This window comes from Microbacterium sp. NPDC064584 (genome assembly GCF_040687315.1).
GTDB lineage: Bacteria > Actinomycetota > Actinomycetes > Actinomycetales > Microbacteriaceae > Microbacterium > Microbacterium lacus.
Window position 1 is genome coordinate 174,333 of record NZ_JBFBMZ010000003.1, and the last position, 11,807, is coordinate 186,139.

The window sequence follows — 11,807 nt, forward strand, 5'->3', positions numbered from 1 at the left end:
CTAACTGGAGGAACAGGGCAATTTATCTCGATGTCAAGATAAATGTATCACTTGGCCGGCGCGGGGTAGAGCGCTCGCACCGCCAGCCAGGTGACCGCCACGAGCGGCGCGAACAGCGGCAGCCCCATGATGAGCTTGAGGGTTCCGAGCGCGGTGACGTCGCCCGCGAAGTAGAGCGGGAGCTGCACCGCGAGCCGGAAGGCGAACAGGCCCGCCCACGCGATCGCGAGCCAGAAGAACACCCTCCGCTTGCGCTTGTCCGACCGCCACCGTGTCCCTTCGTTCATGAGGAACCCGACCGCCAGACCGATGAGCGACCAGCCGATGAGGGCCGAAACGAGGAACGCGGTGCCGTAGGCGGCGTTCGTGATGAATCCGAAGACGAAGTTGTCCTGCCCACGTCCGGTCAGAAGGGCCAGGGCTGCTGCGCCCGCGGTGGCGACGAGGCCTCCGATCGCCGCGCCGGCGGGTGATCTGGTGAGCAGCCGGATGAGCGTGAACACCGCGGCGAGGCCCACGGACAGTCCGAGCGAGAGCCAGAGGTCGCCGCGCTGGGTCTCCGGGTCGTACGTGACGGTGAACAGGATCACGAAGACGAGGCTCGGCAGCACCGATTCGAGGATGCCGCGCCATCCGCCCATGGCCCGCCAGACCACGTGCCCGGTCGGTCCGCCGGCGGACGGGTCGAGCCCGGCCCGGCGCGCGGCGTCGCCGAGCGCGGCGCCGACCAGCTCCGAGGCGGAGGGAGGCGTGAGGGAGGGAGCGCGCTCCGGCTCGGGCGCGGCGGACTCGGGCGAGCGCGGGGCGTCGGTCACGCGGAACCCGGGGTCGCGGGCATCTTGAGTGGGATCAGATCGCGGGGCGGCATGGGCGTCCCGCCCCGGACGACGACGATCGACCGGAACAGGTCCTCCACCTGCGCTGCGGCATCCACGTCGGCGGTCGCCGCGCCGCCGATCACCCCGCGGAGGAACCAGCGCGGACCGTCCACGCCCACGAACCGCGCCAGACGCTTACCGGCCGGTGCGTCGGCGGTGGCGGCCACGGGCACCTCGGCCAGCAGCTCGGCGCCGAGGGGGCCCTCGCGCTCTTCCACACGTCCGCCCTGCTGGCGGATCTGCTGTCGGATCTGCTCGCGCGTCTCCTCCCACAGTCCGCTCGATCGGGGCGCCGCGAACGGTTGCACCTGCAGGGTCGAGCCCGCGTAGTCCAGTCCCACCGCGACGATGCGCTTCGTCTGCTCCTCGACCTCGAGGCGGAGGTTCAAACCTTCCCGCGGAAGGATCTTGATGCCGCCGAGATCGATGTAGGGACGGACCGGATTGGCTTCGGACTCGTCGAACGGACCGGTCACGGCCCGCTCCCCCGAACTCTCCGGCTGGGCGCTCTGCGCGGGTGTCGCGTCGGTCATGCTCGGACTCCGTCCTTCTGCTGGTAGCCGGTCGAGCCGAAGCCGCCGTCCCCGCGCACGCTCTCGGGGAGGTCGTCGACCGGGATGAATCGGGCACGTGTGACCGGCATGACGATCAGCTGGGCGATGCGGTCGCCGACCGCGATGTCGTACGCCTGGCGGGCATCCGTGTTCAACAGGGTCACCTTGATCTCGCCACGGTAGCCGGCATCTACCGTGCCCGGACTGTTGACGATCGTGATGCCGTGCTTCGTCGCCAGACCACTGCGCGGAACGACGAACGCGGCGTAGCCGTCGGGCAGGGCGATCCGCACCCCGGTTCCGACAAGCGCGCGTTCGCCGGGCTCGAGGCGAAGCGCCTCGGCGGAGACGAGGTCGGCGCCGGCGTCGCCCGGGTGCGCGTACGCCGGAACGTCGGGGGCGATAATGAGGACGTCCGCAGTTTCAGCCACGCAACGAGGGTAGTCCAGAACACCGTGACCGATGTCCGAGGTGCCACCGCCGTCCGCTACCGCGAGCGGCTCAGTCCGTCGCTGTGGGCGATCGTGAGCGCCGCGGTCGCTGCGCCCATGGCCGCGCTCGTGCTCACGCGCATCGACACGACGCTCGCGCTGGTCGGCGGCATCCTGGTCGGCGTCGCGATCATCGCGCTCATGATCGCCGGCTCGCCGTCGGTCGGCGTGCAGGACGGTGTACTGACCGCCGGCCGGGCGCACATCGACCTCGCGCACACGGGCGAGGTCGTCGCCCTCACCGGCGACGAGGCGCGCTACGCGCGGGGACCGGGACTCGAGCCCCGCTCGTGGCACGTCATCCGCGGCGGGATCGACGGCGTGGTGATCGTTCAGATCACGGATCCGGACGACCCGGCGCCCTCATGGGTGATGTCCTCGCGGACGCCCGATCGACTCGCCGCGGCGGTGCGCCGTGCGCAGGCTACGCCGCGCATTCCTTACAGATAGGGCCGTGTGCACCGTCGTGGTCCAGCTGCGAGCGGTGCTTCACCAGGAAGCAGTTCGAGCAGGTGAACTCGTCCTCCTGCGCGGGCAGGACGACGACGTCGAGCTCGAGGTCCGACAGGTCCGCACCCGGCAGCTCGAAACCCGACGGGTTGTCGGCGTCCTCCACATCAACCGCGCCCGAGAGCTTGTCGGGCACGCGCTCCTTCAGGGCCTCGATCGACTCGCTGTCGTCTTCGGTCTTGCGGGGGGCGTCGTAATCCGTAGCCATGCGTGAACGTCTCAACTTCCGGGGAATAGCAGGGGTGCCTGACCCTCTCGGGCGGCGATAGTTTGCACGACCTGAACCTGATTCGCAAATGCGCGGTCCGATCCCGTCCTGCGTTGCCGTGAAACTCGCGGCGCGCGCGGGATATTCCCGGCGAGCGGCGACCCCTGTGACACCATGAACGCACACCGCTGGATCGGAGGGGCGTTTCGCATGGAACAGCTCAAAGTCATCGGAACCGAAGACGATGTGCTCGTCCTGGTCACCGAGTCGGGTGATCGGTTCTCGCTCGCCGTCGACGATGTCCTGCGCGTCGAGCTGCGCAAGGCGCGTCGCGAGCGCGAGGCCGACGCAAACGTCGTGCGCCCCAGTCCGCGCGAGGTGCAGATGCACATCCGCGCCGGGATGTCGGCGCAGGAGGTCGCCGAGCTCCTCGGTGCCCGCGTCGAGGACGTGGCGCGATTCGAGGGTCCCGTGCTCGCCGAGCGCGAGCACATCGTGAGTCAGGCGCTCGCGGTCCCTGTCCTGCTGGGAGCCGACATCGACCCCGATGTGCACCCCACGTTCGGCGGTGCCGTCCGGGCGAAGCTCGGCGAAGCGGGCGCGGTCGGTGAACGCTGGACGAGCTGGAAAGAGCCGACCGGCTGGGTCGTCAAGCTCGAGTTCACCGCCAACCAGGTGGATCACGACGCGCGCTGGGGATTCGACCCGCGCCGGAGCACTCTGTCGCCGCTCAACTCCGATGCGATCCAGCTGTCCCGGCAGGGATCCCTCCCGGAGGGTCTGATCCCGCGGCTGCGCGCTCTGGACTCCGCGCCCGCGAAAGACGACTCCCGTTTCGACAGCGGCGCCTTCGGTCCGCGTCGGCTGCCCGATGCCGACTTGGAGAGCCCCGACATCCGGGAGCCCGTCGCGCCCGCCGTGCAGGAGGCGGCTATGAAGAGGGCTGATTCCACGGCGGTGACCTCATCCGAGACCGCGGACCTGCTCGAGGCTCTCCGCCGTCGACGAGGGCAGCGCGAGCCGCTTCCCGGCGCCGATGAAGCGGACGCCCCGCGCCCCCAGGCGCCCGTGGCGCTCTTCGACGCGCTCGAGCCCGGATACGAGGAATCGCCGCCCGAACCGACGGCCGTCCAGAGCGGGATCGAGAACGAAGCGGTGAACGAAGGTCCGGGTCGGCGCAAGGGTCGCACGTCGATGCCGTCGTGGGACGAGATCGTCTTCGGAGCACGCACGGACGACTGAGCGTCGGTCGCGCTCAGGCGAAGGCGCCCAGCCTGATCAGCGGGACGACCCGCTCTTCGAGCGTGAGCGAGCCGTGCTGGCCCACCATCCGCTGCGGTCCTTTGTCGTCCAGGCGATCGTCGTAGTAGGCGATACCCGAGCGGGCCGCCACCACCACGTCGCCGATGCGCGGCGCGACCGCGGGGTCGACGGTGCCGAAGACGCCGGACGCGACGGCTTCGTCGCGTGAGAGCACCCACGACCTCCCCGCCTCGGCCGCGACCCATCGCCGATGGACGCCGGCAGCCGCGCCGGGCTCGGTGTACAGGTGCAGCATCCGCGGTTCTCCCCCGATGTGCCGGATGCCGCTCAGCAGGTCACCGTCGTCGGAGAGCAGGACGTGCCGGTGCCGTGGAACGTCGATCATGCCGTGGTCGGCGGTGACCACCACACCGGTCTGCGTGGTGGCGGCGTCGGCCAGGAGCCGGGCTGCGGCGTCCACGCGCTCGAGTGCGGCGACCCACTCATCGGACTGCCAACCGCGCTTGTGCCCCACGGCGTCGAGTTCCGGCGCGTAGAGGTAGACGAAGGCGCCCGCATGCCGGGCCGCGAGCTCGCCCGCGATACGGGCGCGCTCGGCAACGTCCACGGCGCCGACGAACTCGGCGCCGCGCATGGTCGCCGCGGTGAAACCCGTATCGGCGTACTCGGGCTTGGAGACGACGAACGACGGACGCCCCTGTTCGCTCCACTGCTTCGTCAGCGGACGCGAACGCTGCCATGATTCCTCGAGCCCGTCGGTGTCCCAGCCGCGGAGCTGGTTGAGCACGACGTCGCGCTCGGGAGCCAGGGCGCGGTACCCGACGATGCCGTGCCGGCCGACCGGAGAGCCGGTCAGCAGGCTCGTGAGGGCCGATGCGGTCGTGGAGGGGAAGACCGTGCGCGCGACGTCCTTCTTCGAGCCGGCCGCTGCGAGGAAGCGCGCGTGACCCGACCGGGCGGCCAGATTGTGCGCGCCGAGTCCGTCCACGACGAAGACGATCGCGCTCCGGGCGGGCGCGAACCAGTCCGACGAGCCCCCGATCGCGGCGAGCATCTGGGGGACGACACCGGTGAGGCTCCGGGATCGCGGCGGGTCCGCGGGTAGGCTGAACGACATCGGGGCCAGTCTCGCACACCGGCGGCGAGCCGCTCCCGACCACCCGCAGCCGCCGTCACCTGAGGCCCGATCGCCATGCCCGCAGCGCCCACCGAACCCTCGCTCGCCCCCGAGCGCATCGAAGACGTCGACGTCTCGACGGAGATGCAGGGATCCTTCCTCGAGTACGCGTATTCGGTGATCTACTCCCGTGCCCTGCCGGATGCGCGCGACGGATTGAAGCCCGTGCAGCGGCGCATCCTGTACACGATGGCCGACATGGGTCTTCGGCCCGACCGCGGGCATGTCAAGAGCGCCCGCGTCGTGGGCGAGGTGATGGGAAAGCTGCATCCGCACGGCGACGCGCCGATCTACGATGCGCTCGTCCGTCTCGCGCAGGCCTTCTCCTTGAGGGTTCCGCTCGTGGACGGACACGGCAACTTCGGGTCCCTCGACGACGGACCCGCGGCGCCGCGATACACCGAGGCGCGCCTGGCGCCGCCCGCCCTGGCGCTCACGGAGAATCTCGACGAAGACGTCGTGGACTTCATTCCGAACTACGACGGCCAGTTCCAGCAGCCCTCCGTCCTGCCGGCCGCCTATCCCAACCTGCTCGTGAACGGTGCGACGGGAATCGCCGTCGGCATGGCCACGAACATGGCGCCGCACAACCTGATCGAAGTGGTCTCGGCCGCGGTGCACCTGCTGGAGCACCCGGAGGCGAGCGTCGAGGATCTCATGGACTTCGTTCCGGGTCCCGACTTCCCGACCGGCGGAACGGTCATGGGGCTGGACGGCGTGAAGGACGCGTATTCGAAGGGCCGCGGCGCGTTCAAGATCCGGGCGAAGGTCGCCGTGGAGCCGCTCGGGCCGCGTCGGACCGGGCTCGTGGTGACCGAGCTCCCCTACCAAGTGGGTCCTGAGCGGGTCATCGAGAAGATCAAGGACGCAGTCCAGTCCAAGAAGCTCACGGGGATCGCCGACGTCACCGATCTCACCGACCGCAACCACGGACTCCGACTCGTGATCGGCATAAAGACCGGGTTCGACCCGCACGCCGTGCTGGAGCAGCTCTACCGGTTGACCCCGCTCGAGGACTCGTTCAGCATCAACAACGTCGCCCTCGTCGACGGCCAGCCGCAGACCCTGGGTCTCAAGGAGCTGCTGAGCGTCTATCTCGCTCATCGCATCGAGGTCGTCCGTCGACGCAGCGCCTTCCGTCTTGCCCGCCGCGAAGAGCGTCTGCATCTCGTGCAGGGGCTCCTCATCGCGATCCTCGACATCGACGAGGTCATCCAGGTCATCCGCACGTCGGATGACAGCGAGCAGGCTCGTACGCGTCTGCGCGAGGTGTTCGACCTGAGTCAGGTGCAGGCCGAGTACATCCTCGAGCTGCGTCTGCGCCGGCTCACGAAGTTCTCCCGCATCGAACTTGAGACCGAGCGCGACGCGCTCCTGGCGGAGATCGCGGCGCTGAAGGAGCTGCTGACAGACCCCGCCCTCATCCGTGCGCAGGTCGGTCGTGAGCTCGAATCGGCGGCGGACCTTTACGGCACGCCGCGGCGCACGGTGCTGATGAACGCCAAGCCGGCCGCGCCGCGGCCGACGCGTGGTGCGCCCGCGCCCGATCTGCAGATCGCGGACGCACCGACCGTCGTGGTCCTGTCCACGACCGGGCGTGCCGTGCGTGTCGACCTGACCGAAGGCTCCGAGCTCGTCGCGCCCGCGCGACGCAGCAAGCACGACGCGATCCTCTCGCGGGTCCAGGCGACGACCCGTGCCGAGCTCGGTGCGCTCACGAGCGCAGGCCGCGTGGTGCGCTTCAGCCCCGTCGATCTACCGTCCGTGCCTCCGGCGTCGGTGCAGCTCGCCGCCGGTGTCGCCCTCCGTGACTATCTCGGCATCACCGCCAAGAACGAACGGGTGCTCGCACTGCTCACATTCGGCGACGGCCCGGTCGCGCTCGGCACGCGACAGGGCGTCGTGAAGCGGCTCGTCCCGTCCGCGCTGCCTGCACGTCCCGAGGTCGAGGTCATCGCCCTCAAGGCGGGCGACGAGGTCATCGGCGCCGCGTCCGCTCCGGATGCCGCCGAACTCGTCTTCGTGACCTCGGACGCACAGTTGCTCCGGTTCGGTGCGGGGAGCGTGCGCCCGCAGGGAGCGGCCGCCGGCGGCATGGCGGGCATCAACCTGGCCTCGGGCGCCGAGGCGATCTTCTTCAGCGCCGTCACGGATCCGGAAGCCGTCGTGGTGAGCGTGTCCGGAGCGCAGGGCGTGCTCGTCGGCACGGACCCGGGCAGGGTCAAAGTGTCGGCCTTCGGCGAGTTCCCGGCGAAGGGGCGCGCGACCGGCGGTGTGCGCGCACACGCGTTCCTGAAGGGCGAGGACCGGCTCATGCTGGCCTGGGCGGGGCCGGCTCCCGCGCTGGCGGTCGGCCCGGACGGCGCGGTGCGGACCCTCCCCGAGGCAACCGCGAAGCGCGACGCGTCGGGTCAGGCGCTCGACGCGGTCATCGGCTCCGTGGGCCGGCGCCTGGCGTAGCGCTCAGGCGTCGATCGACTCGCGCGAGAGCCGGTCGGACGAGTCCACGATGAAGTCGCGGCGCGGCGCGACCTCGTTGCCCATGAGCAGCTCGAACACGGACCCGGCGGCTTCGGCATCCTCGAGCCGCACCCGCCGCAGCAGCCGCCCGGCGCGGTCCATGGTCGTCTCGGCCAGCTGGTCGGCATCCATCTCGCCGAGACCCTTGTAGCGCTGGACGGGCTCCTGCCAGCGCTTGCCCGCCTTCGTGAGTTTCGTCAGCAGCGCGTGCAGCTCCTGCTCGCTGTACGTGTAGACGGTCTCGTTAGGCTTGGACCCCGGATTGACCACGATCACGCGGTGCAGCGGAGGCACGGCGGCGAACACGCGTCCGGCCTCGATGAGCGGCCGCATGTATCGGAAGAACAGCGTGAGCAGCAGCGTGCGGATGTGCGCGCCGTCGACATCCGCGTCACTCATGATGATGACCTTGCCGTAGCGGGCCGCGCTCAGATCGAACGTGCGTCCGGAGCCCGCGCCGATCACCTGGATGATCGAGGCGCACTCCGCGTTGGAGAGCATGTCCGACACGGAGGACTTCTGGACGTTCAGGATCTTGCCGCGGATGGGCAGCAGCGCCTGGTACTCGCTGTTGCGGGCGTCCTTCGCGGTTCCGAGGGCCGAGTTGCCCTCCACGATGAAGAGCTCGGACTGCTCGACCTCGGAGGATCGGCAGTCGACGAGCTTGGCAGGGAGCGAGGACGACTCCAGGGCATTCTTCCGGCGCTGCGTCTCCTTGTGCGCCCGCGCGGAGATGCGCGCCTTCATCTCGGCGACGACCTTGTCCAGCAGGAGCGCAGTCTGCGCCTTGTCGTCGCGCTTGGGCGAGGCGAACCGGGCGGTCAGCTCCTTGCGGACGACCTGAGTGACGATCTGTCGCACCGCCGGGGTGCCCAGAACCTCTTTCGTCTGGCCCTCGAACTGAGGCTCGGGCAGACGCACCGTGAGCACGGCCGTCAGGCCCGCCATCACGTCGTCCTTCTCGAGCTTGGGCGCGCCGGCGCCGCCGACCTTCAAGCGCCGGGCGTTCTGCTCGACCTGTCCGCGCAGCACCTTGAGCAGCTCCTGCTCGAACCCCTGCTGGTGGGTGCCGCCCTTCGGCGTGGAGATGATGTTGACGAAAGACCGCGTGACGGTGTCGTAGCCGGTCCCCCATCGCACGGCGATGTCGACCTGACACTCCCGCTCGAGCTCGGTCGGCACCATCGCCCCGTTCGCCTGGAGCACGGGCACCGTCTCGGTGAACGTTCCACTGCCGGTCAACCGCCACGTGTCCGTGACTGCGGAGTCGGTCGCGAGGAACTCGGCGAACTCCGAAATGCCTCCGTCGAAGCGGAACGAGGTCTCATCGACCTCGGTGCCGCGTTCGTCGCGCACCGTGATCTCCAGGCCCGGTACGAGGAAGGCCGTCTGCCGCGCCCGCGTGGCGAGCTCCTCCCGCTGGAAGACCGCGTCCTTCGTGAAGATCTGGCGATCCGCCCAATACCGGATGCGCGTGCCAGTCACGCCGCGCGGCGCCTTGCCGATCACGCGCAGTTCACTGCGATCCTCGAACGGACGGAACGGCGCATCCGGAGACGGTGCGCCGGTGTCGGCGAACACGCCGGGCTCGCCGCGGTGGAACGACATCGCCCACGTCTTCCCTCCGCGGTCCACTTCGACGTCGAGGCGTTCGGAGAGTGCGTTGACGACGGACGCGCCGACGCCGTGCAGTCCCCCGGAGGCCGCGTAGGATCCGCCGCCGAACTTGCCGCCGGCGTGCAGCTTGGTGAAGACGACCTCGACGCCGGACAGTCCGGTGCGCGGTTCGATGTCGACCGGGATGCCGCGGCCGGTGTCGCGGATCTCGACGCTGCCGTCCTCGTGCAGGACGACGTCGATGCGGGACCCGTTGCCGGCCAGAGCCTCGTCGACCGCGTTGTCGATGATCTCCCAGACGCAGTGCATGAGACCGCGGGAATCGGTCGAGCCGATGTACATGCCGGGCCGCTTGCGGACCGCTTCCAGTCCCTCGAGCACCTGCAGGTGGTGGGCGGAATACTCGGAGGTCACAAACGTCAAGAGTATCGGCGGTGCCTCCCAGGAGCCTGCACAGACACGGGGGCGGGAGGCCGCCGTACGCGCTGAGCGAAATGTGGCGGCATCCGGGCATCCCCCCATGTCCCGCGTGGTTGTATGTGATGCAACCCGCACAGGGCGATCGAGATACGAGCGACGCACCGAGGAGGACCCGAGATGACCACGCTATCCACCCCCACCGAGCCCGCCGTTCTCGACTACCGCCTCACGGCGCTGGATCGCTGTGACTCGTGCGGCGCCCAGGCCTACATCGCCGCAGAGGTCAACGGCAGCGAACTGCTCTTCTGCGCGCACCACGGCCGCAAGTACGAAGAGAAGCTCCGCTCGGTCGCGACCAGCTGGCACGACGAGACGGCGCGCCTGCTCGAGTCCGTCTGATCAGAGCCCGCGGTAGTTCCGCGGGATGAGCGGGGAGATCCGCACGAGGATCTCCTCCCCCACCGTGCCGATCGCTTCTGCCAGATCGGTCGCGGAGGCCGCTCCATCACCGAAGACCGTCACTTCGTCCCCGATCTTCGCGCCGGGCGGAAGTTCGATCACCGTGTGGACGAGTGCGATCTCGGCGATCCTGCGGGCCGTACCGTCGACTTCGAGCGCCGCACGGGGGGCGAGCGCGGACGGCAGACCGTGCAGCGATCCCACACCCAGCGTCGCGCTGTGATCCGCCACATGCGTGATCGGCGCGCGCAGCGCGGCGATGGGGACGATCCCGAGCTCTCGCCCGGACGGGCCGCCTACTGACCGCACGCCGTAGCAGAACGCGCCGACCCGGACGAGGTCGTACCGGAATTCGGGCCGCGCGTGCGAGGCGGCGCTGGCCGAGAGATGGCGCGCCTCCAGCGCGAAGCCCGCAGCCTCGGCGGCGCCGAACGCGCGATCGAAGAGGGTTCTGGCCTCGTCGTCGTCGGCGTCGCTCGCCTCGGCGATGTGACTCCAGACGCCGACGAGTCGGAGCACCCCCTCGTCTTCGAGGACCCGCGCTCGGCGCAGCGCGCCGTCCCAGTCCTCGGGCCTGATCCCGTTGCGGTGCAGTCCGGTGTCGATCTTGAGGTGGATGCGGGCGGTCGCCTGCTCCGCCCGCGCGACCAACGCGATGTCCTCCAGGAACGTCGCGTCCCCGACGCCCAGATCGATGTCCGCGCGAAGCGCCTGGGCGATCTCCTCCCGCCCGACGGTGAGCCAGGAGAAGATGCGTGCGTCGGGACCCGCCGCGTGCCGTGCGCGCAGCGATTCGCGGACGTCGAACGCACCGAACCACCGCACGCCCTCTCTCGCCGCGCGGCGGACGATTGCGTCGAGTCCGTGCCCGTAGGCATCGTCCTTCACGACGAGCATGAGCTCAGCGGGCGCCGTGCGCGCGCGCACGGACCGGATGTTCGCGGCGAAGACGTCGAGGTCCACGTGCAGCACGGGCCCGCTCATGCGACATACTCCCGGTGGTTGCGAAGCCCGACGGCGCACGCGATCTCGGCCGGCGTCAGGCCGCCGGCGGCGGCCCATTCCGCCACGGCCGGGCCCTCGGGGGACTCGTCGAAGAACGTGACCTCGTCGCCGCGGCGGACGCGGGGCCGGGGTCCGACGTCGACGACGCAGACGTCCATCGCGACGCGGCCGACGATCGGATGCCGCTCCCCCGCGATCCGCACCGTGACGGCGTTTCCGAGCGCGCGCAGGACGCCCTGCGCGTAGCCGCCGGTGACCAGGGCGATCACGGTGTCCCGCGGCGTGCGGAAGGTGTACCCGTAGGAGACCGCCTCGCCCGTCTTCAGTTCCTTCAGACTCAGCACGCGCCCGCGCAGACTCAGCACCGGGATGAATCCGGCGCTGAGTCCGTAGACCGGGTCGCCGATCGCCGACGGCGATCCGCTCACGAGCACAGCCGCGGGCACGACACCGTCCAGTTCTCGGCGACCCTCCTCGTCGACGATCAGGGCGCGCACACCGCTTTCCAGGGCGGTCTGTGCGACGAACCCGAGTCCGTGACCCCAGCCGTCCGCGCGGACGTCGATGGCGGCATCCGGTTGCGTCGACAGCACCGCCCGCAGGTTCAGTCGGAGAGCCGACCGCGAGATCACGGCCGTGGGAGACACGCGATCCGGGAGATCGGGTGCTCGCCCGGGGCGGCCAGGGTTGCCGGAGGTCACGCCA

General features: G+C 70.0%; 12 protein-coding genes. 4 read left to right on the forward strand and 8 right to left on the reverse strand.

Annotated features, from left to right (window positions below):
- Positions 1-47: 47 nt before the first annotated feature.
- From AB0P18_RS06985 to dut, 3 genes are all read right to left on the reverse strand, one after another.
- Entirely contained in the window at positions 48-731 is a 684-nt protein-coding gene (locus tag AB0P18_RS06985; protein WP_344055829.1) for a DUF3159 domain-containing protein, read from the reverse strand.
- Between the two features lie 80 nt (positions 732-811).
- The gene (locus tag AB0P18_RS06990; RefSeq protein ID WP_344053649.1) at positions 812-1,411 is read right to left on the reverse strand and encodes a DUF3710 domain-containing protein; all 600 of its coding nucleotides are present in this window, start codon (positions 1,409-1,411) and stop codon (positions 812-814) included.
- Positions 1,408-1,863 (reverse strand): dUTP diphosphatase, encoded by a 456-nt coding sequence (gene dut, locus AB0P18_RS06995; RefSeq protein ID WP_344053651.1) that lies wholly within the window; start codon positions 1,861-1,863, stop codon positions 1,408-1,410. Before dut ends, AB0P18_RS06990 begins: the two co-directional genes overlap by 4 nt.
- Positions 1,864-1,887: 24 nt before the next feature.
- Between dut and AB0P18_RS07000 the strand changes: the two genes are divergently transcribed.
- Complete coding sequence (locus tag AB0P18_RS07000) at positions 1,888-2,373, forward strand: DUF3093 domain-containing protein (protein WP_363359469.1); 486 nt, start codon at positions 1,888-1,890, stop codon at positions 2,371-2,373.
- Here AB0P18_RS07000 and AB0P18_RS07005 read toward each other — a convergent pair.
- Positions 2,348-2,641, reverse strand: coding sequence for a DUF4193 domain-containing protein (locus AB0P18_RS07005; RefSeq protein WP_344053654.1), 294 nt, complete (start codon positions 2,639-2,641; stop codon positions 2,348-2,350). The two genes, AB0P18_RS07000 and AB0P18_RS07005, sit on opposite strands and share 26 nt — an antisense overlap.
- Before the next feature lie 210 nt (positions 2,642-2,851).
- Between AB0P18_RS07005 and sepH the strand changes: the two genes are divergently transcribed.
- On the forward strand, positions 2,852-3,883 hold the full coding sequence (gene sepH, locus AB0P18_RS07010) for a septation protein SepH (protein ID WP_344053655.1): 1,032 nt from the start codon (positions 2,852-2,854) through the stop codon (positions 3,881-3,883).
- 13 nt (positions 3,884-3,896) lie between these two features.
- Here sepH and AB0P18_RS07015 read toward each other — a convergent pair whose 3' ends face one another.
- The gene (locus AB0P18_RS07015) at positions 3,897-5,021 is read right to left on the reverse strand and encodes an alkaline phosphatase family protein (RefSeq protein ID WP_363359470.1); all 1,125 of its coding nucleotides are present in this window, start codon (positions 5,019-5,021) and stop codon (positions 3,897-3,899) included.
- A 75-nt stretch (positions 5,022-5,096) separates the two neighbouring features.
- Here AB0P18_RS07015 and AB0P18_RS07020 point away from each other — a divergent pair, with 75 nt between their 5' ends.
- Positions 5,097-7,541, forward strand: a complete 2,445-nt coding sequence (locus AB0P18_RS07020) for a DNA topoisomerase IV subunit A (RefSeq protein ID WP_363359471.1) — start codon at positions 5,097-5,099, stop codon at positions 7,539-7,541.
- A gap of 3 nt (positions 7,542-7,544) precedes the next feature.
- On the opposite strand, the gene AB0P18_RS07025 is transcribed toward AB0P18_RS07020, so the two are convergent.
- Positions 7,545-9,632 (reverse strand): DNA topoisomerase IV subunit B, encoded by a 2,088-nt coding sequence (locus AB0P18_RS07025; protein ID WP_363359472.1) that lies wholly within the window; start codon positions 9,630-9,632, stop codon positions 7,545-7,547.
- A 183-nt stretch (positions 9,633-9,815) separates the two neighbouring features.
- Here AB0P18_RS07025 and AB0P18_RS07030 point away from each other — a divergent pair, with 183 nt between their 5' ends.
- On the forward strand, positions 9,816-10,037 hold the full coding sequence (locus AB0P18_RS07030; protein WP_314502266.1) for a hypothetical protein: 222 nt from the start codon (positions 9,816-9,818) through the stop codon (positions 10,035-10,037).
- Here AB0P18_RS07030 and AB0P18_RS07035 read toward each other — a convergent pair whose 3' ends face one another.
- Both AB0P18_RS07035 and AB0P18_RS07040 read right to left on the reverse strand, forming a co-directional pair.
- Entirely contained in the window at positions 10,038-11,081 is a 1,044-nt protein-coding gene (locus AB0P18_RS07035; protein ID WP_363359473.1) for an alanine racemase, read from the reverse strand.
- A complete protein-coding gene (locus tag AB0P18_RS07040; RefSeq protein ID WP_363359474.1) occupies positions 11,078-11,803 on the reverse strand; it encodes an alanine racemase C-terminal domain-containing protein in 726 nt (241 codons plus the stop codon). The genes AB0P18_RS07035 and AB0P18_RS07040 overlap by 4 nt, the downstream gene beginning before the upstream one ends.
- Positions 11,804-11,807 lie beyond the last annotated feature (4 nt).